The organism is Rhodococcus sp. MT28, assembly GCF_058792695.1.
This window is the reverse complement of sequence record NZ_JBXAFD010000009.1, coordinates 1-19,383: the sequence shown is the minus strand read 5'-3', so window position 1 is coordinate 19,383 and position 19,383 is coordinate 1. Positions and strand designations below refer to the sequence as shown.

Annotated in this window: 19 protein-coding genes and 1 tRNA gene; 9 read left to right on the top strand and 11 right to left on the bottom strand. The window is 63.2% G+C overall.

Features of this window, described 5'->3' with window-relative positions; genetic code table 11:
• Positions 1-27 precede the first annotated feature (27 nt).
• Positions 28-1,161 carry a Nif3-like dinuclear metal center hexameric protein gene (locus AC1Q6C_RS27205; protein WP_322002251.1) on the bottom strand — a complete coding sequence of 378 codons (1,134 nt, stop codon included), beginning with the start codon at positions 1,159-1,161 and terminating at the stop codon, positions 28-30.
• Complete coding sequence (cobC, locus tag AC1Q6C_RS27200) at positions 1,158-2,192, bottom strand: Rv2231c family histidinol phosphate aminotransferase CobC (protein WP_492666909.1); 1,035 nt, start codon at positions 2,190-2,192, stop codon at positions 1,158-1,160. Before cobC ends, AC1Q6C_RS27205 begins: the two co-directional genes overlap by 4 nt.
• 56 nt (positions 2,193-2,248) lie before the next feature.
• Between cobC and AC1Q6C_RS27195 the strand changes: the two genes are divergently transcribed.
• The 3 genes from AC1Q6C_RS27195 to AC1Q6C_RS27185 are packed head-to-tail and all read left to right on the top strand — an operon-like array spanning position 2,249 to position 4,409.
• Positions 2,249-2,944, top strand: coding sequence for an HAD hydrolase-like protein (locus AC1Q6C_RS27195; RefSeq protein ID WP_007735467.1), 696 nt, complete (start codon positions 2,249-2,251; stop codon positions 2,942-2,944).
• Positions 2,931-3,422 carry a low molecular weight protein-tyrosine-phosphatase gene (locus tag AC1Q6C_RS27190; RefSeq protein WP_007735468.1) on the top strand — a complete coding sequence of 164 codons (492 nt, stop codon included), beginning with the start codon at positions 2,931-2,933 and terminating at the stop codon, positions 3,420-3,422. Before AC1Q6C_RS27195 ends, AC1Q6C_RS27190 begins: the two co-directional genes overlap by 14 nt.
• Before the next feature lie 48 nt (positions 3,423-3,470).
• Positions 3,471-4,409, top strand: coding sequence for an SURF1 family cytochrome oxidase biogenesis protein (locus AC1Q6C_RS27185; RefSeq protein ID WP_218680243.1), 939 nt, complete (start codon positions 3,471-3,473; stop codon positions 4,407-4,409).
• On the opposite strand, the gene AC1Q6C_RS27180 is transcribed toward AC1Q6C_RS27185, so the two are convergent.
• From AC1Q6C_RS27180 to AC1Q6C_RS27155, 6 genes are all read right to left on the bottom strand, one after another.
• The gene (locus AC1Q6C_RS27180) at positions 4,350-5,369 is read right to left on the bottom strand and encodes a cobalamin biosynthesis protein (RefSeq protein WP_492666908.1); all 1,020 of its coding nucleotides are present in this window, start codon (positions 5,367-5,369) and stop codon (positions 4,350-4,352) included. The genes AC1Q6C_RS27185 and AC1Q6C_RS27180 overlap by 60 nt on opposite strands.
• Positions 5,370-5,434: 65 nt before the next feature.
• Entirely contained in the window at positions 5,435-5,659 is a 225-nt protein-coding gene (locus tag AC1Q6C_RS27175; RefSeq protein ID WP_003941648.1) for a hypothetical protein, read from the bottom strand.
• Positions 5,660-5,750: 91 nt separating this feature from the next.
• Positions 5,751-5,822: transfer RNA gene (locus AC1Q6C_RS27170), tRNA-Val, on the bottom strand.
• A 32-nt stretch (positions 5,823-5,854) separates the two neighbouring features.
• Complete coding sequence (locus AC1Q6C_RS27165; RefSeq protein WP_003941619.1) at positions 5,855-6,319, bottom strand: peroxiredoxin; 465 nt, start codon at positions 6,317-6,319, stop codon at positions 5,855-5,857.
• Between the two features lie 35 nt (positions 6,320-6,354).
• The gene (locus AC1Q6C_RS27160) at positions 6,355-6,780 is read right to left on the bottom strand and encodes a DUF3052 domain-containing protein (RefSeq protein ID WP_003941575.1); all 426 of its coding nucleotides are present in this window, start codon (positions 6,778-6,780) and stop codon (positions 6,355-6,357) included.
• A gap of 177 nt (positions 6,781-6,957) precedes the next feature.
• Positions 6,958-7,518 (bottom strand): Rv2240c family protein, encoded by a 561-nt coding sequence (locus tag AC1Q6C_RS27155; protein ID WP_007735475.1) that lies wholly within the window; start codon positions 7,516-7,518, stop codon positions 6,958-6,960.
• A gap of 233 nt (positions 7,519-7,751) precedes the next feature.
• Here AC1Q6C_RS27155 and aceE point away from each other — a divergent pair, with 233 nt between their 5' ends.
• The 6 genes from aceE (at position 7,752) to AC1Q6C_RS27125 (ending at position 16,231) form a co-directional block, all read left to right on the top strand.
• On the top strand, positions 7,752-10,607 hold the full coding sequence (gene aceE, locus AC1Q6C_RS27150) for a pyruvate dehydrogenase (acetyl-transferring), homodimeric type (RefSeq protein WP_042445740.1): 2,856 nt from the start codon (positions 7,752-7,754) through the stop codon (positions 10,605-10,607).
• 99 nt (positions 10,608-10,706) lie between these two features.
• Entirely contained in the window at positions 10,707-12,035 is a 1,329-nt protein-coding gene (locus AC1Q6C_RS27145; RefSeq protein WP_003941635.1) for a PucR family transcriptional regulator, read from the top strand.
• Positions 12,036-12,162: 127 nt separating this feature from the next.
• A complete protein-coding gene (locus tag AC1Q6C_RS27140) occupies positions 12,163-13,071 on the top strand; it encodes an ACP S-malonyltransferase (RefSeq protein ID WP_492666907.1) in 909 nt (302 codons plus the stop codon).
• A gap of 84 nt (positions 13,072-13,155) precedes the next feature.
• On the top strand, positions 13,156-13,431 hold the full coding sequence (acpM, locus tag AC1Q6C_RS27135; RefSeq protein ID WP_003941649.1) for a meromycolate extension acyl carrier protein AcpM: 276 nt from the start codon (positions 13,156-13,158) through the stop codon (positions 13,429-13,431).
• A 7-nt stretch (positions 13,432-13,438) separates the two neighbouring features.
• Entirely contained in the window at positions 13,439-14,689 is a 1,251-nt protein-coding gene (locus AC1Q6C_RS27130) for a KasA/KasB family beta-ketoacyl-ACP synthase (protein WP_003941591.1), read from the top strand.
• 108 nt (positions 14,690-14,797) lie between these two features.
• Positions 14,798-16,231 (top strand): acyl-CoA carboxylase subunit beta, encoded by a 1,434-nt coding sequence (locus AC1Q6C_RS27125; RefSeq protein ID WP_003941597.1) that lies wholly within the window; start codon positions 14,798-14,800, stop codon positions 16,229-16,231.
• Positions 16,232-16,341: 110 nt separating this feature from the next.
• On the opposite strand, the gene AC1Q6C_RS27120 is transcribed toward AC1Q6C_RS27125, so the two are convergent.
• The 3 genes from AC1Q6C_RS27120 to AC1Q6C_RS27110 form a co-directional block, all read right to left on the bottom strand.
• Entirely contained in the window at positions 16,342-16,851 is a 510-nt protein-coding gene (locus AC1Q6C_RS27120; RefSeq protein ID WP_003941617.1) for a DUF3145 domain-containing protein, read from the bottom strand.
• 128 nt (positions 16,852-16,979) lie between these two features.
• Positions 16,980-17,819 (bottom strand): serine hydrolase domain-containing protein, encoded by an 840-nt coding sequence (locus tag AC1Q6C_RS27115; protein ID WP_230358803.1) that lies wholly within the window; start codon positions 17,817-17,819, stop codon positions 16,980-16,982.
• 36 nt (positions 17,820-17,855) lie between these two features.
• Entirely contained in the window at positions 17,856-18,983 is a 1,128-nt protein-coding gene (locus tag AC1Q6C_RS27110) for an NDMA-dependent alcohol dehydrogenase (RefSeq protein WP_003941638.1), read from the bottom strand.
• Positions 18,984-19,383 lie beyond the last annotated feature (400 nt).

Genomic DNA, 19,383 nt, shown 5'->3' with positions numbered 1-19,383 from the left:
TGCAACCGTACCTTGCAGAGCGCTGCACTAATGCGCACTCAAACACCACGGATCGGTGCGAATTGTCGAAACCCGGCTTTCCCACTCCGGATTGTCGGCAAACGCGGCGTCGAGCACCGATTTCGCCTGTGCGCACCACGGGTATTCACTCGCCCAGTGCGCGACGTCGACCAGAGCCGGGCCACCGGCGCGTAGATGCTCGTCCGCGGGATGATGCCGCAGGTCCGCAGTGACGTAGACGTCGGCGCCCAGTGCCGCCACCACGTCGAGATACGAGTCGCCGGAACCGCCGCACACCGCCACGGTACGAACGGTCGCGTCTGGATCTCCGGCCGCGCGAACACCCCACTCGGTCGAGGGCAGTGAGCGCGCCACTCGCGCGGTGAATTCCCGCAAGGTTTCGGGGTGGTCGAGCTCACCCAACCGCCCCAGTCCGAGTGAACTGGGGAACGCTGCGAGTTCGAAGACATCGAAGGCCGGTTCCTCGTACGGATGGGAGGCACGCAATGCGCCCAGCACTGCGCTTCGCTTTCCGCGAGGGGCAATCACTTCCACACGATTCTCGCGAACCTGCTCCACAGCGCCGACGGTCCCGATCGTCGGATTCGCTCCGTCGGCGGGCAGGAACTGACCCGTACCGGTGACGGTCCAACTGCACTGGCTGTAGTCACCGATCCGCCCAGCCCCGGCCTCGAAAAGTGCATCCTGCACGGCCGATGCATTCTCCACCGGAACCATGACGACCCACTTGTCGAGCGGCTGCGTCGGCTTGGGTTCGATCGGGCGCAGCACGGTCAGGCCCAGAGCCTGCGCCAACGCGTCGGACACTCCGGGGTCGGCCGAGTCCGCATTGGTGTGCGCCGAGAACAGCGCGCACCCCGCCTTGATGAGCTTGTGAACCAACGCACCTTTGGGTGTGTGAGCACCGACGGTGTCCACCCCACGCAGCAGAAGTGGATGGTGAACGACCAGAAGGTCGGTACCGGAGGCGATGGCGTCGTCGACCACTGCCTCGGTCGGATCCACCGCGAAAACCACTCTCGTCACAGCGTCGGCCGGATCGCCGCAGACCAGGCCGACCGAGTCCCACGATTCCGCCAGGGCCGGCGGATAAGCGGATTCCAGCACGGCTATGACGTCCGCAAGAGTTGGGCCACTCACAAGATCTCCTTCATCGCTTCGATCAGTACCGCAACCTGCTCGGCTGGACGGACGGCCACGCGCAGCCGATCCGGGCCGAGTCCGGGAAAGGTGTCGCACCGGCGGACCGCGATTCCGCGGGCATGCAGGTGCTCTCGCATCGTGGCGCCGTCACGGACGTCGATGAGCACGAACGGCCCCGCAGCGGGTTCGTGCACGGCAATCCCGATCTCGGTCAGTCGCCGCGACATGTCTCGGCGGTCCACGGCAATCGCGTCGGCTTTGATCCTCGACTGCTCGACGGCGAACGGTTCGCAGCACGCCGTGATGGCCTCGATCTGCAGACTGCCCAATGGCCAGTGGGCTCGGCCGTGACTGAGTCGAGCCAGAAGATCGGGAGAGCCAATCGCGTATCCACACCGCAATCCGGCGAGCGCCCACGTCTTGGTCAGGCTCCGAAGGACCAGTACATCCGCCGACTCGACACCGGCGATGCTCTCCGTTTCGCCGGGGACCGCGTCGCCGAAGGCCTCGTCCACCACCAGGATCCGGCCCGGCTGACGCAATGCCAACACATCGGCCTTGGGGTGAAGCACGGACGTCGGGTTGGTCGGATTGCCCAGAACGACAAGGTCCGCGGATTCGGGTACCTGCGCGGTCCGAAGCTCGAAAGGCGGCTCCAGAATCACTTGAGTCACCGGCACACCGGCCTCTCGCAGTGCCAGTTCCGGTTCGGTGAACGACGGATGGATCAGCGCTGCCGAACGAGTGCCCAGACGCGGCAGCATCGCGAATCCCTCGGCACCGCCCGAGAGCAACAACACCTCTTCGGGCCGGCGCCCGTGCCGCTGCGCGACCGTTTCGCGTGCCTTCAGTTCCGCTGCGGCCGACGGGTACGAACCGAGCGTCGCCAGCCCTGCGGCCAGCCGATCCCGCAACCACTTCGGCGGGCCGGAGCCTTGAACGTTGACGGCAAAATCGAGTAACCCGGGCTCCGCTTCGACATCGCCGTGATGTCGCAAGCTCTCCAGGTCAACCGTTCCGGTACTCACCCGGTCAGCCTACGGTCGAGCGCCGTGCGCGGACATCACCCCTGCCGTCCGGGACAATGAGTGCCGTGACGACACCACCGCTCGACCGCTTTCCCGTAGTTCTGTTCGATCTGGACGGCACCATCACCGATTCCGCTCCCGGCATTCACGGCGGCTTCCGACACGCGTTGGCAACTGTCGGCCATCCGGAGCCGACGGAAGCGATGTTGGCATCGGTGATCGGCCCGCCGATGGTCGATACCTTCAGGTCACTCGGTATGGCCCCGGCGGACGTGGATCGGGCGATCGCCGCGTACCTCGAGCGTTACGACGCGACCGGGTGGCAGGAGAACTCGGTGTACGAAGGCATGGACGTCGTCCTGGGTAAGGCTCGCGCGAGCGGCACCCGACTGGCCGTCGCCACCTCCAAGTCGGAGCGATTCGCCATTCGAATCCTCGAGCATTTCGGCCTGGCCGAGCACTTCGAGTTCATCGGCGGCGCGAGTGACGACGGAACTCGTCGGGCTAAACCCGATGTGATCGCGCATTCGCTGACCTCGCTCGGGATCACTCCCGTCCTCGCATCCGACGGCGGAACCCCCGACGTTCTCATGATCGGCGACCGTGATCACGACGTGCTCGGCGCCGCGAAGTACGGCATCCCCACCGTCGTCGTCGAATGGGGCTACGGTTCCGCCGAGGAAGCGCGGCAAGCGTTTCGCTCCGTATCGTCGGCATCCGAACTGGGAGGACTTCTCGATGGCCGCCACTGAACCACTCCACGTGACTGAACCACTTCATGTGACGTTTGTGTGCACCGGCAATATCTGCCGGTCACCGATGGCCGAAAAGATCTTGCTCGCGCATCTGGACCGTGAAGGCCTCGCCGACCGAGTCCGTGTCAGCAGTGCAGGTACCGAGGGGTTTCACACCGGTAGCGAGGCCGACGAGCGGACCAACGTCGTGCTCCGAGCGGCCGGATATCCGACGGGCCACAGCGCCGCGCAGGTCAATGCAGATCATCTCGCCGCCGATCTTGTCGTCGCCCTCGACACCGGGCACGAACGTGAGCTTGCTCATCTCGGCGTGCCCACCGAGCGTCGGCGCCTACTGCGGTCGTTCGACCCCGAGGCGGACGGAGAATCGGTTCCGGACCCGTACTACGGGGATCAGGAGGACTTCGAACTGGTTCGAGACCAGATCGAAGCGGCCATTCCCGACATACTCGACTGGATCCGCGAGCGAGCCTGAACCCGGAGCAAAATTCACTCCCGTTCGGGCAACGGATACCGTGGACGTGTGCGAAGACTGAAATTCCTGTTGCGGCCCGGTTGGTTGGTACTGGCAGCTGTGGTCGGGCTCTTCGCCTACCTGTGCTTCACCGTGCTCGCTCCGTGGCAGCTCGGCAAGAACACGAAGACCGAGCACCGCAATGATCTGATCTCGAACTCGATCAACGCGGAGACCGTGCCGATCGGTGATGTCATCGCCGATTCGACGATCGCACCGGACGACGAATGGCGAAACATCACCGCGGCCGGTACCTATCTGCCCGACGCCGATATCCTCGTCCGACTGCAGTCCATCGAGGGCGCGCCGTCCTACGAGATCCTGACGCCTTTCCGCCTGGACGACGGCCGCACGATCCTCGTCAATCGCGGATACGTTCGGCCGATCAACGGCGCCGAGGCACCGCCCATCGCCGCGCCGCCGACCGATCCGGTCACTCTCAACGGTCGCGTGCGTCTGTCGGAAGGCACCGCGCCCGGCCGAGTTCCGATGTTCGAGGACGGCGCGAAACAGGTCTACTCGATCGACGCACAACCTATCGGCGAGTTCATCGGAACGGACCTGATCGACGCGTACATCCAACTCGAACCCGACCAGCCCGGCGGCCTGGGGACGATCCCTCTCCCCCAACTCGATGCAGGCCCCTATCTCTCGTACGGGTTCCAATGGCTGGCGTTCGGCATCATGGCGCCGCTCGGACTGGCCTACTTCATTCGCGCGGAGTGGCGCGAACGTCGCAAGGAGAAGGCAGCTCAAGCAGCTGTCGACGGCTTCGCAGCGGACGACGCCGCTACCGAGACGACCCCGGAAGCGCCGGTGTCCGCGCCTGCCGCACCCCCCGCCGAACCGACTCGTACCTTCAGCCGTCGCAAGAAGCCGGAGCCGGAATCAGTGCCGCTGACGGCGCAGGAAGCCAAACTTGCCGATCGATACGGCAATACCCGCTGAAATACCCGCTGACACCACAACTGCACTGATCTGCACCGCCGACGAAAGCCTCGCCGCGCGGCGCAGATCGTTCGGCGTCGGCACAGCCCCGCGGCCGAGGACGGGACGCATCTCCACCCCGTGCGCGTACTCGGTCCGACCACCCAACGAAATGCCCAACGCCCCTGCCGCCGACGCTTCCGCGACGCCCGCATTGGGGCTTGGATGAGCCGCTGCGTCGCGTTTCCACGCTGCCAGTGATTCCTGAACCGAGCCGCCCACCACCGGTGCACACGCAGCCGTCAGCGCACCGGTCAGCCGAGCGGGGACGATGTTGACCAGGTCGTCGAACCTCGCCGCAGCCCACCCGAATCTGAGGTATTTCTCGGAGCGGTAGCCGATCATCGCGTCGAGTGTGTTGGCAGCGCGGTAGACGAACAGACCCGGCACGCCCGCAATTGCACCCCAGAACATTGCACCGACGCTTGCATCCGAGGTGTTTTCGGCGACCGACTCCAGCGCTGCACGCGTGAGGCCCTCCTCGCTCAGTACCGATGGATCGCGTCCACACAGTGAAGGGAGAAGCTCGCGCGCTTTCGTCAGGTCGCGATCGACCTGTGACGCCTCCAATCGAGCGGCCATGTCGATGCCGGTGCGTGCAAGAGACGTCCCGCCGAGCACAGCCCAGGTAGCCATCGCTGTCGTACCCGTGACGGCCACCCAACCGGCCCGGCGCGACACTTTTTCGGCTGCGAGCCCAAGTCCTGCGGTGCCGGCCAAGAGCACGGCAACATGAAGTGTTCCGGCCGCGCGCGAGTCCCGGTAGGACATCTTCTGCAGCGCGATAGCCGCGGTTCCGAAGCCGGCAACCGGATGGAACCGCCCCGGATCGGCGAAGACCCGATCCGCGACGAAGCCGAGGAGAAGCCCGGCAGCTCGCGCATTGAATCGAGACTGGGACGAACGAACCGAAATCTGCACGAGCGTAGTTGTAGCAGCGACGCTCGTTCTCTGGCCAACCGTCACGTGTCTGCACGAGCCGATCTCTACCCGTCCCAGTCGATCGTCAGGTAGATCAAGCGGTGCATTCGGTTGATTTCCCAGACACGGGCAATCCCGGTCGCCAGTGCGTCGCTTTGGGAACGAACCCGGATCGTCTGCCCCGGGAACAACGCAACACTGAGACTGGGCATCTCGGCGATGTGTATGTGCGGACGGGTGGGATGCACGCGCGTCGGGTCGACGGCTACTTCGATCACAGAACTGGACATGCGTCCAGAATGGCGTATTGCGGACAATTCGTTGCCGAAAATGAAAAAACCCCGATCTGCGTCGACGCAGATCGGGGCTTGAATTCTTCGGTGGGCGCGGAGGGTTTCGAACCCCCGACCGCTGGTGTGTAAAACCAGAGCTCTACCACTGAGCTACACGCCCGAACTCCCGGTGAGACCCTCACCGGGAGTGCTCTAAGACTCTAGCGCGGCAAGCGCGTTTGCCCAAAGTCCGTGGTCACGGGCTTCTCCGGGGCCGTTCATCTCGGCAAAACGAATGATTCCGTCTTTGTCGATGACAAAGGTGCCACGATTCGCGAAGCCCAACTTGTCGTTGAACACCTCGTACTTCTGAGCGACCTCACCGTGCGGCCAGAAGTCCGACAGCAAGGGAAATGTGTATCCCTGCTCGGCCGACCAGATCTTGTGAGTCGGCGAAGCACCGACAGAAATCGCGAGAATGGCGGTGTCGTCGTTCTCGAACTTCGGAAGCTCGTCACGGACCTTACAGAGCTCCCCCTGACAAGTCCCGGTGAAGGCCAACGGATAGAAGACCAGCAGAACGTTCTTCTTACCGCGGAAATCTGCGAGCGAAACTTCCTGGTTGTTCTGGTCCTTCAAGGTGAAATCCGGTGCCTGGGCACCAACTTCGAGAGGCATGTGCGATTCCTTGGGAAAGTGCGGAAAGGACCGGGTCAGCGCTTGTTGGCCGGACGAGCCTTCGGCTGAACCAGTCGACTTCCCGACCAGTCACCGAGGTTGGCTGCCGATGTCTGCGTCAGGCCGGCAGTCGGCGCCGATTCGGCGATCTCGCTGGGCTCGACGTGTCCGTCGAGACCGGTCTTGGGAGTGAGAACCCACACGAAGCCTTCGTCGGCGAGGGGCCCGATGGCATCCATCAAGGCATCTACCAGGTCACCGTCCTCGTCGCGCCACCACAGCAGCACGACGTCGATGACCTCGTCGGAATCCTCGTCGAGCATTTCCCCGCCGATGGTTTCCTCAACCGCGGCACGAATGCCGTCGTCGGTATCCTCATCCCAGCCCAGTTCCTGCACCACCATGTCAGTGGTAATCCCGAGTTTCTGAGCGTAGTTCTGGGCATCCGCCGCGGCGACCACGGTGGGGTCCTCCTTTTGTTGATGGTGTGTGGCGACCCCGCACACCTACCGTTTGACGATCAATTAGGGAAAGCGAACATGGTCTGAGGCGTTAGCGCAAGCCGACCACGCCGAAAACTTTCACCAAAGATCGTCTTCTGACACACGGCGAACCTTACGCCTGCGGATTACCGCAGGTCACAGGGATCCACATTCATCGAAGATCGACTTGCGAATCGAATTGCTCGTATCGCTGATCGAATTGATTTCATCCGCCGAATGATCACTCTCGATCACGACTGCAGATGAACGTAGGTTCGCGGCCAATTCGTCGAACAGTCCGGAAAGTTGCGTCGGAAGTTCACTCGCGACCGAGTCGAACCACGAGGCGGTGTCCCTGGCCGACGAAGCAGCAGCGCTTGCTTCGGCTCTCAGGTCGGTCTCACCATGATTTCCGGCGTCGACGTAGGCATTGAACGCAACCACGTCGTTTTTCGATCGAGAGACCGCTTCCTCACAGATCGCGAAAGCTGCCTCTGCCGCATCTGCCGCCGCTTTCGACGAGGACGCGGCGGCCATCGAAATACTCACCTCGGATTGGTATGCAGCCACGTGCGCTTCATTGGGTACTGCCGATCCGGTCACCGCCGCCGAACATCCCACGATCACCGACAGCCCCACTGCGATCGATCCGACCGAGACCCACGCCCCGACCCTGCCGTAATTGATTTCTTTGTTTATTTTTTCCCACCCCTTCATACGTTCCGATCGATCCCCCAAGCCTGTGACTACGGGGAACCATCACACCCCTGCGTCACGCCGAAAAACGCTACCCGAGAGTAACCAGAGGCGAGGTATGCCGGACCGACCGGGATGGTGAAAGATGAGGTACGCGCCATATTCACGATGGAAGTGCGTCGGACCTAACAAGGCCTCGATCACCTATGTAAGGACGCCCCACCACGCGTCCCCAAACCAATGAGGAGCACACGTTGTCTGACCTGATCCAGGGTCCCGCGTCCGGGCAGAACGCCGATTCCGGCGCCGCCGGCGAGTCGGGTTCGCCCGCGTCGAATACGCCGGGGGGAACCGACGGTCGCGTTCGCGTCATTCGCGAAGGTGTTGCGTCGTACCTGCCGGACATCGATCCGGACGAGACCACCGAATGGCTCGAATCATTCGACGGACTTCTGGATCGATCCGGACCCACGCGTGCCCGCTACCTCATGCTCCGCATGCTCGAACGCGCCGGCGAGAAGCACGTCGCACTCCCCGCGCTCACTTCGACCGACTACGTCAACACGATTCCGACCGAAAACGAGCCGTGGTTCCCCGGCGACGAAGAGGTCGAGCGCCGCTATCGCGCCTGGATCCGTTGGAACGCCGCGATCATGGTCCACCGCGCTCAGCGACCGGGCGTCGGCGTCGGCGGTCACATCTCGACCTATGCATCCTCGGCAGCGTTGTACGAGGTCGGCTTCAACCACTTCTTCCGCGGCAAGGACCATCCCGGCGGCGGCGACCACATCTTCATCCAGGGTCACGCCTCCCCCGGCATCTACGCGCGCGCCTTCCTCGAGGGCCGGATCCCCGCGGAACAGCTCGACGGATTCCGCCAGGAGAAGTCCCACGCCGACTTCGGCGGCGCACTGCCGTCCTACCCGCACCCACGGCTGCTTCCCGACTTCTGGGAGTTCCCGACGGTCTCGATGGGCCTCGGCCCGATGAACGCCATCTACCAGGCCCGGTTCAACCACTACCTCAACGACCGCGGCATCAAGGACACCACCGATCAACACGTGTGGGCGTTCCTCGGCGACGGCGAAATGGACGAGCCCGAGTCACGCGGCCTCGCTCACGTCGCGGCAACCGAAGGCCTCGACAACCTCACGTTCGTGGTGAACTGCAACCTCCAACGCCTCGACGGCCCGGTCCGCGGCAACGGAAAGATCATCCAGGAACTGGAATCGTTCTTCCGCGGTGCCGGCTGGAACGTCATCAAGGTCGTCTGGGGTCGCGAGTGGGATGCGCTGCTGCACGCCGATCGCGACGGCGCACTGGTCAACCTGATGAACGTGACGCCGGACGGTGACTACCAGACGTACAAGGCCAACGACGGCGCGTTCGTACGCGATCACTTCTTCGGACGTGACCCCCGCACCAAGGAACTGGTCAAGGACCTCACAGACCAGGAAATCTGGAACCTCAAGCGTGGCGGCCACGACTACCGCAAGGTCCACGCCGCCTACGCAGCGGCCATGGCACACAAGGGCCAGCCGACGGTCATCCTGGCGCACACCATCAAGGGCTACACCCTCGGTAAGCACTTCGAGGGCCGCAACGCCACACACCAGATGAAGAAGCTGACGCTGGACGATCTCAAGGCGTTCCGCGACATGCAGCACATCCCGATCTCGGATGCCGAGCTAGAGAAGGATCCGTACCTGCCTCCGTACTACCACCCAGGCGCGGACGCTCCCGAGATCAAGTACATGCTCGACCGTCGTAAAGCACTCGGCGGGTTCCTGCCTTCCCGTAACACCGATGCGGCGCCGCTCAAGCTCCCCGAGGACAAGACGTACGACGTCATCCGCAAGGGTTCGGGCAAGCAGGAAGTCGCCACCACCATGGCGATCGTGCGCATCCTCAAGGAACTGTTGCGCGACAAGGAGATCGGCAAGCGCATCGTACCGATCATCCCGGACGAGGCTCGCACGTTCGGTATGGACTCGTGGTTCCCGTCGCTGAAGATCTACAACCGCAACGGGCAGCTCTACACCTCCGTCGACGCCGAACTCATGCTCGCCTACAAGGAGAGCCCGATCGGCCAGATCCTGCACGAGGGCATCAACGAGGCCGGCTCGACGGCTTCGTTCACCGCAGTCGGCACGTCGTACGCCACCCACGGTGAACCGATGATTCCGCTGTACATCTTCTACTCGATGTTCGGTTTCCAGCGCACCGGCGACGGCCTGTGGGCGGCTGCCGACCAGATGGCTCGGGGATTCGTTCTCGGCGCCACCGCCGGTCGTACAACTCTGACCGGTGAAGGTCTCCAGCACGCCGACGGACACTCGCTGCTCCTGGCATCCACCAACCCCGCAGCTGTCACGTACGACGCCGCGTTCTCGTACGAGTTGGCGCACATCGTCAAGGACGGCTTGCGCCGCATGTACGGCGGCACCGAGGGCGTCGACGGTTTCGGTGGCGAGAACATCTTCTACTACCTGACCATCTACAACGAGCCGTACGTTCAGCCGGCGGAGCCCGAAGGTCTCGACGTCGAGGGCTTGCTCAAGGGCATCTACCTCTACAAGACGTCCGAAGCATCGGGCCCGAAGGCACAGATCCTCGTCTCCGGTGTCGCGATGCCCGAGGGGCTGCGCGCGCAGAAGCTGCTTGCCGACGAATGGGGCGTCTCGGCCGACGTCTGGTCGGTCACGTCCTGGGGTGAGCTGCGCCGCGAAGGCGTCGAGTGCGAACGTCAGGCGCTGCTCAATCCGTCCGAGGATGCTCCGGTTCCCTTCGTCACCACGGCGTTGTCCTCGGCCCAAGGCCCCGTCGTCGCGGCTTCGGACTGGATGCGGGCGGTCTCGGATCAAATCCGTCAGTGGGTTCCCGGCGACTACACCACGCTCGGCACGGACGGGTTCGGGTTCTCCGACACCCGCACTGCAGCGCGTCGCTACTTCAACGTCGATGCCGAGTCCATCGTCGTTGCCGTGCTGATCGGTTTGGCAAAGGAAGGATCGATCGAGCGGTCGAAGGCCGTCGAAGCAGCGAGCCGATACCGCATCGACGACGTGAATGCTGCTCCCGAGCAGACCGGGGACACCGGTAGCGCCTAAGTCGTAGGGCAACAGTCCCAGCGATCGAAAACAGACCTACGCCCATCGCCGCGGGTGTCATCTCGACATCCGCTGCGGCGATGGGCGTAGGTTTTTCTCATGCCCGAACCTGATCCCGAGAAACCCGAAGAGGGCGTACGCCGCACTCGACCACAGTCGTCCGGGTTGCAGGCTGTACTCGCCCGCCGTCGTCAGGTTCGCGATCCACTTCCAGAAGCCTTGCTCCGTCGCGTCAAACAGTTCTCCGGCCGGCTCTCCACCGAGGCCGTGACCGTGATGGAGGAGCAGCTTCCGTTCTTCGACAGTCTCGACGCTTCGCAACGCGCCGACGTTCAACTGTTGGTGCAGACGTCGGTGGTGAATTTCCTGGAATGGCTGCGGCAACTCGACTCGGAGATCAGCTTCGGATACGAGTCGTTTCCGGTCATCCCTCAGGATCTTGCTCGACAGCTCACGCTGCGCCAGACCGTCGACATGGTCCGGGTGGCGATGGAGTTCTTCGAGAAATGGCTGCCGGCTCTCGCCCGCAACGATCAGCAGCTGATCGCGCTGACAGAAGCCGTCCTGCGCTACGGGCGTGAACTCGGTTTCGCAGCAGCGACGGTGTACGCAAGCGCTGCCGAGTCGCGGGGTGCCCTGGACACGCGACTGGAAGCGCTCGTCGTCGACGCCGTCGTGCAGGGAGACACCGGCTCGGACATGCTCTCTCGCGCCGCCACCTTGAACTGGGATGCCACGGCTCCGGCCACCGTCATCGTCGGGTCTCCCCCGCCGGACGAGCGGGTCTCGGTTGCCGGCACCGTCCACGCGACTGCCGCCGCGCACGGGCGCGCTGTTCTCGCCGTGGTGCAGGGTCCGCGACTGGTGATGATCGTCAGCGGCGAGCTGAGCAGTAAGACGGAAGGCAGCCAATTCCTTCAAGACCTGCTCATGAGTTTCGCCGACGAGCCGGTGGTGATCGGCCCGACGACACCCTCGTTGAGCGCAGCGCACTTCAGTGCGTCCGAAGCTCTGGCGGGAATCAAGGCTGTTGCCGGGTGGCGCGGCGCACCTCGTCCCGTTTTCGCGACTGAACTGCTCCCGGAACGGGCACTACTGGGAGACGCCGCTGCCGTGAAGGCTCTTCGCGATTTCCTCGTCGCACCTTTAGCTGAATCCGGCACAGTCTTGACCGATACTTTAGACAGTTATCTCGACTGTGGAGGTGCGGTTGAGACTTGTGCACGTCTTCTGTTTGTTCATCCAAATACCGTTCGGTACCGCTTGAAGCGAATCGCCGAAGTTACCGGCCGGGATCCAACGAATCCACGCGACGCGTATGTACTACGGATCGCCGCTACCGTGGGCCGATTGACACAAATCGATCTCAAATCGAACAATTCGGTTACTTCAGTCACATCTTTAACATCCGGACAAACAAACCTGTAACCCCTGAGCGTCCAATTTCGATGGCCGAGCGCGACGTGGGATTTTGTGGGAACCCTACAAAACACTTCGCCAGAGTTCATCGCGACCGACATCTCGCAGGTCGCTCGCGGCGGTGTTCTCTTAATAAGTGATTTCGTTGCTCGCCCCGGGACAGGGCTCTCAGACACCCGGCATGCTCAGCCCCTGGCTGGCACTGCCCGGAGCACAAGACCGCCTCGAAGTGTGGTCGAAGGCAGCCGGCCTGGACCTCGTCCGACTCGGCACGACCGCGACCGCCGAAGAAATCACCGACACCTCGGTAACCCAGCCCCTCGTCGTTGCCGCTGCTCTGCTGGCATACGAGGAAATCGAATCACGTGGGCTCCTCGGCGCCGACGTCATCGCTGCCGGCCATTCGGTGGGTGAGCTTGCCGCTGCTGCGGTCGCCGGTGTTATCTCCGCTGACGACGCGGTCGCGCTTGCCGCCCTCCGTGGCGCCGAGATGGCCAAGGCTTGTTCGCTCGAGCCCACGGGCATGTCAGCCGTTCTCGGTGGAGACGAAGCCGAAGTGCTCGCACGAATCGAAGAACTCGGGCTGGAAGCAGCCAACCGCAATGCGGCCGGCCAGATCGTGGCGGCCGGACTGCTCACCGCGCTCGAAGAACTCGCAGCAAACGCACCCGAAAAGGCCCGAGTCCGCGCACTACCCGTCGCCGGAGCTTTCCACACCCGCTTCATGGCGCCGGCGCAGGTCGCCGTCGCAGCTGCTGCCGCCAAGATCACCCCTTCCGATCCGACGCGCACGCTGCTTTCCAACTCGGATGGCGCACCCGTCTCCTCGGGCGCCGACGCCCTCACCAAGCTTGCCGCGCAGGTAACCCGCCCCGTTCGTTGGGACCTCTGCTCCGCGTCGTTGCGGACAGCAGAAGTCAGCGCGATCGTGGAACTCCCGCCGGCCGGAACCCTCGTCGGAATTGCCAAGCGTGAAATGCGTGGCACACCGACGGTGGCCCTCAAGAACCCGGAGGATATCTCCGCACTGTCCGAGCTGACCTAGCTCGGACGCCCACCCGGCCGATCAGCCCGAACGGCGGCCGGACGTTTCACCCCACCTCAATCGATCAAGAAGGGAGCCACACCAGTGGCCCACACTCAGGAAGAAATCATCGCGGAACTCGGCCAGATCGTGGAGGAGGTCACCGGTATCGAGCCTTCCGAGGTCACCGTTGACAAGTCCTTCGTGGACGACCTCGATATCGACTCCCTGTCCATGGTCGAGATCGCCGTTCAGACCGAAGACAAGTACGGCGTGAAGGTCCCCGACGAGGATCTTGCAGGTCTGCGCACCGTCGGCGACATCGTCGCGTACATCCAGAAGCTCGAAGCCGAAGGCGCCGAAGCCAAGAACGCAGAGTGAGCCGACCGTGACTTCCGCTTCTACCCGCAAAGGGAAATTCCCCGACATCGTCGTCACGAGCCTCGCGACGTCGACCTCGGTGGCTGGTGATGTGGATGGCACGTGGAAGGCGCTACTCGCCGGCGAAAGCGGCATCGGAATCCTCGATGACCCGTTCATCGACGAGTTCGACCTTCCCATTCGCATCGGCGGGCACCTGAAGGTTTCACCGGACGAGGGCTTGTCCCGCGTCGAAATTCGACGGATGAGCTGGGTGGAACGCCTTGCCCTCACGTTGAGTCGCACGGTCTGGAGCAACGCCGGCAGCCCTGAAGTCGATCAGGACCGCCTGGCCGTTGTCATCGGCACCGGACTCGGCGGCGGCGACACGCTCATCGACGCCGTCGACAAGCTCCGTGGCGGCGGATACCGCAAGGTGTCCCCGTTCTCGGTGCAGATGGTCATGCCCAACGGACCGGCCGCAACGGTCGGACTCGAACTCGGGGCCCGCGGTGGCGTCATCACTCCGGTGTCGGCATGTTCATCAGGTTCCGAGGCAATTGCTCACGCTCACCGCATGCTTGTCATGGGTGACGCGGACATGGTTGTGGCTGGTGGAGTCGAGAGCTTCATCGACGCCGTTCCGATCGCGAGCTTCGCCATGATGCGTGCGATGAGCACCAACAACGACAATCCGGCCGCAGCTTCACGTCCTTTCGACAAGGACCGCGACGGATTTGTCTTCGGCGAAGCCGGCGCCTTGATGATCCTCGAAACCGAGGAGCACGCAAAGGCACGCGGGGCAACGATTCACGCCCGCCTGCTTGGTTCCGGAATCACTTCGGACGGGTACCACATCGTGGCACCGCATCCGGAAGGCCTGGGCGCGGCGCGAGCCATGACCCGAGCAATCGAGATGGCCGGACTGACGAAGTCCGACATCAAGCACATCAACGCCCACGCCACTGCGACGCCGATCGGTGACATCGCAGAGGCAAAGGCAATCAACGCAGCGGTCGGCAATCACGCTGCGGTGTACGGCCCGAAATCCGCGCTGGGACACTCGATCGGCGCTGTCGGCGCCCTCGAATCAGTCCTCACGGTTCTGGCAGTGCGTGACGGGATCATCCCGCCCACGCTCAATGTTGACAGCCAGGATCCAGAAATCGATCTCGATGTCGTCAAGGGTGAACCCCGAACCGGCTCTTTCGATTTCGCACTGAACAACTCGTTCGGTTTCGGTGGGCACAATGTCGCGCTCGCCTTCGGTCGGGCCTAGCCCGAACCGCGGTTTGCACCTGTCCGCGGGTGTCGTTGCAACACAACGTCACCCGCGGACAACACCGACCTTTCGTTCCACCCAAGGCTCGTACTGAAGGAGGACGCGATGACCATCCTGGCCCCCGTGACAAAGTCCGAATCATCGACAGACCCGCGCGATCCTCTTGCGCGCCTGGAAAATCTGTTCGACCCCGGCACAACAGTGCCGCTCCACGCCCGTGACAAGTCCGGTGTGCTCGCCGCGTCCGGAAACATCGACGGCGTCCGCACCATCGCATACTGCTCCGACGCCACTGTCATGGGTGGCGCCATGGGCGTCGACGGTTGCAAACACCTCGTCAAAGCCATCGATACCGCTATCGAGGAAGAGTCCCCCATCGTGGGCCTCTGGCACTCCGGTGGCGCGCGTCTGGCTGAAGGCGTCGAGGCGCTCCACGCCGTCGGACTGGTCTTCGAGGCCATGGTCCGCGCGTCGGGTCTCATACCTCAAATTTCCGTCGTGCTCGGCTTTGCCGCTGGCGGAGCCGCGTATGGTCCAGCCCTCACCGATGTCGTGATCATGGCGCCGGAAGGCCGAGTGTTCGTCACCGGGCCAGACGTAGTTCGTAGTGTCACCGGCGAACAGGTCGACATGGTGTCACTCGGCGGTCCGGACACACACACCAAGAAGTCGGGTGTCGCGCACATCGCCGCACACGACGAGGCCGACGCATTGCACCGCGCGCGCCGCCTGGTCTCGATGATGTGCGAGCAGGGCGAATTCGATCAGCGGGCAGCGGAACTCGGCGACAGCGATCTGCGCGCCATGATGCCTGCCTCCGCGAAACGCGCGTACGACGTTCGTCCGATCGTTCACGAAATGCTCGACAACGTCGAAGGCGAGTCGAGTTTCGAAGAACTGCAAGGCAATTACGCTCGGAGCATCGTCACCGGTTTCGGCCGGATGGCCGGACGCACCGTTGGCGTCATTGCGAACAACCCACTGCGACTCGGGGGGTGCCTGAACTCCGAAAGTGCAGAGAAGGCCGCTCGATTCGTGCGACTGTGCAACGCATTCGGCGTGCCGCTCGTGGTCGTCGTCGATGTTCCCGGGTATTTGCCGGGCGTCTCGATGGAGTGGGAAGGCGTTGTCCGACGCGGAGCGAAGTTACTTCACGCCTTCGCCGAGGCAACGGTCCCCCGCGTCACCGTCGTCACTCGAAAGATCTACGGCGGCGCCTACATCGCGATGAACTCGCGAGCACTGGGAGCCACGGCCGTATTCGCTTGGCCCAACTCCGAAGTAGCCGTGATGGGTGCGAAGGCTGCTGTCGGCATCCTGCACAAGCGGGCCCTCGCAGCTGCACCGGACGACGAGCGTGAAGCATTGCACGACCGACTCGCTGCCGAACACGAGGCGATCGCAGGCGGCGTCGACCGCGCTGTCGAAATCGGCGTCGTCGACGAGGAAATCGACCCGGCGAAGACTCGCAGCATCGTGACCGCTGCCCTCGCGTCTGCACCATCTGTCCGCGCGCGGCACAAGAACATTCCGCTCTGACAACCCGGGACAGCAAGGTGGGCCTCGCCGATACGGCGGGGCCCACCTTTGTCATTCGAGTCTTTGTCGTTCAAGCCGCGAGAGCGCTCAGGGTTCAGGATGGACCTCGGTCAGCTGACACGCCTTCGCAGCCATGTCACTTCGGCACCTTCGCCTGAACTCCGGAAGGGTTCGAGTTCCTCGTCCCACGGTGCGCCTATCGCCCGATCGATCTCCGCGGCGATGTCTCCACCGGAATTCATGATGGACCGCAGTTTCATCTCCCCTACGACGACATCACCGTTCGCACTGGTGGATCCGCGCCACAGGCCCAGACCGGGCACATGGCTGTACCGTTCGCCGTCGACGCCGTGGCTCGGGTCCTCGGTGACCTCGAACCGCAACATCGGCCACGCGCGTAGCGAGTCGACCAGGCGGGCACAGGTTCCGACGGGACCCGTCCAGTCCGTCGTCGCACGCAGAAGCCCGTCGTAGGCAGGCTGTGAGGTCCATCTGAGCTTGGCAGGGCTGTCCAACGTGGCGGACAAAGCCCAATCCACGTGCGGGCACAGCGCCGCGGGCGACGAGTGGATGTAAACCACACCAGTCGTCACGTCCGCGAATTGATTCATTTCGCGCACTCGAGCCTCCTGCTTCGACGAGGGACGTCTTCCCCAACGACCTCTGTCGAGTTCGTGCAGCACGCTCGATTGAACAGTGTGCCTTGTGTTACCCGTGTTGCGCCAGTGGAAGGAGAGAAATTTGTGCTCTACCGCGAAACTTCACCGACCACGCCATCCGACAATTCGGTCCACAAAGGCTTGGCCCAATCACCGAAATCGCGATCGGTAAGCACGACGCACGCAGTATCGATCGTGGGATCGACCCACAGGAACGTCCCGGACTGGCCGAAATGACCGAAGGTAGCGGCCGAGTTCTCGAGACCCGTCCAATGCGGACGCTTGTCGCCCCGAATTTCGAATCCGAGCCCCCAGTCGTTGGGGCGCTGAGAGCCGTAACCCGGAAGAATTCCGGGGAGCCCCGGGAACTGCACAGTTGTCGCCTCTGCGAACGTCTGCGCCGAGACCAGAGTCGGCGAGAGCAGTTCAGCCGCGAACTTGGCCAAGTCGTCTGCCGATGCCTGCGCACCGTGACCGGCCGGACCGACAAGAGCCGCGCTGGTCATCGCCAACGGCGCGAACACCGCCTCGGCCAGATAGTCGGCAAATTCGATCTCGGTCTCCCGGGAAACCAACTCGGCAAGCACCTCGAACCCCGCACTCGAGTAGATCCGCTTCGACGCCACCGGCGCCTGAACAACCCGTTCGGCGAATGCCAATCCCGAAGCATGTGCGAGGAGATGACGAACGGTCGACCCCTCAGGCCCGGCCGGCCCATCCAACTCGACCGCCCCCTCCTCCACTGCCACGAGAATCGCGTAGGCGCACAACAGTTTTGTCACCGAAGCCAGGGGGAAAACATGCGCCTGGTCGCCACTGAAACCACGAATGCGGTCGCCCTCACCGGGATTCTTCCCGGAGAGGACGACCGCTGCCGCATTGTCGACCGGCCACTGCTGGATTACGTCGAGACTGTGAGTACTGGGCACCCGATCAGACTACTGGCACAAGAGTTGCGCTTCCGATCACCAGTCAGCTTCGGTGTAGCGGATGACGCCGCGGATGTTCTTGCCATCCAACATGTCCTGGTAGCCGTCGTTCACGCCTTCGAGCGTGTAGGTCCGAGTCACCATGTCGTCGAGGTTCAGCTTGCCTGCCTTGTACATCGCGAGGAGGTTCGGCACGTCCTGGCGAGCGTTGCCACCGCCGAAAATGTTGCCCTGAAGGTCCTTCTGAAGCATCGCCATCAGGAACAGGTTCAGCTTCACATCCATGTCCGTCAGGTGCCCCATTGCGGTGACGACACAACGGCCGGCCTTTGCCGTCAGAATCATCGCTTCTTCGACGTACTCACCCTTCATTTCGCCGACGGTGATGATCGTCTTCTGCGCCATGCGGCCATACGTAGCGTCGATGATCGGCTGAATGGCAGCGGCAGCGCTTTCGAAAGCGTGCGTTGCGCCGAACTTCAGAGCCTGCTCACGCTTCCACGGCACGGGGTCGATGGCAAAGATGTACCGGGCGCCCGATGCAACTGCACCCTGTAGTGCACTGATACCGACGCCGCCGACACCCATGATCACAACGTCTTCGCCGGGCTTCACATCGGCGATGTGGGTTGCCGATCCCCAACCGGTCGGGACGCCGCAACCGACGAGTGCGGCAACCTCGAACGGAATATCCTTGTCGATCTTCACCACTGACGACTGGTTCACGACCATGTAGGGCGAGAACGTCCCTAGCAGGCACATCGGGATCACGTTTTCGCCGCGAGCCTGGATTCGGTAGGTACCGTCACTGATGGCCTGGCCGCTGAGGAGGCCCATCCCGAGGTCACACAGGTTCTGATGGCCGGCCGAGCACGCCGGACAGGTTCCACAAGCCGGAATGAAGGACAGAACGACGTGGTCGCCGACCTCCAGACCCTTGACCTCCGGGCCGAGCTTGGTGATGACGCCCGAACCCTCGTGCCCACCCATGACGGGGAACGACGGCATCGGGGTCGCGCCGGTGACGATGTGGTGATCGGAGTGGCACATTCCGGCCGCTTCCATGCGAATCTGAACTTCGCCGGCTACCGGCTCACCGATCTCGATCTCCTCGACGGACCACTTTTCATTGAGGCCCCACAGGATTGCACCCTTGGTCTTCACGTCACTTCACCCTTTCATTCGCACACCCGCATCTATCTCTGTGACCATAGCCACAAATCTGCGAAATTGGAACGTGTTCTAACGAAAGATTTTGCACTGCAGGTCAGACGTCCAAATGACCTGGCACAACCGGCGCGGCAACAACGGAATAATGACCCACTGAGTGGGACAGGCCACACGGGCACCCGAAAGTAGAGCCGCCCCGAAAGCACGCAACCATTCGACTCCACCTCCCACCAATCGGTCGGACACAGAGCAGCGGGTCTGAAACAGGCCTGGGCATGTTCTGGTGCATCTGAGGTTTGGCCCCTCAGGTTTTGAAGGTGGTGTTCGCCGGCCGTGGGTGCTGCCCGGGGTCGATCGAGGGCAGCGGGATGAACCAGGGTTCATTGTCGACTCC

What these genes read in the sequence shown, in the direction of transcription:
- AC1Q6C_RS27195 (WP_007735467.1), top strand. Translation starts at nt 2,249, where the DNA reads ATGAGTGCCGTGACGACACCACCGCTCGACCGCTTTCCCGTAGTTCTG.
- AC1Q6C_RS27190 (WP_007735468.1), top strand. Translation starts at nt 2,931, where the DNA reads ATGGCCGCCACTGAACCACTCCACGTGACTGAACCACTTCATGTGACG.
- AC1Q6C_RS27175 (WP_003941648.1), bottom strand. Translation starts at nt 5,659, where the DNA reads ATGTCCAGTTCTGTGATCGAAGTAGCCGTCGACCCGACGCGCGTGCAT.
- AC1Q6C_RS27165 (WP_003941619.1), bottom strand. Translation starts at nt 6,319, where the DNA reads ATGCCTCTCGAAGTTGGTGCCCAGGCACCGGATTTCACCTTGAAGGAC.
- AC1Q6C_RS27155 (WP_007735475.1), bottom strand. Translation starts at nt 7,518, where the DNA reads ATGAAGGGGTGGGAAAAAATAAACAAAGAAATCAATTACGGCAGGGTC.
- AC1Q6C_RS27145 (WP_003941635.1), top strand. Translation starts at nt 10,707, where the DNA reads ATGCCCGAACCTGATCCCGAGAAACCCGAAGAGGGCGTACGCCGCACT.
- AC1Q6C_RS27125 (WP_003941597.1), top strand. Translation starts at nt 14,798, where the DNA reads ATGACCATCCTGGCCCCCGTGACAAAGTCCGAATCATCGACAGACCCG.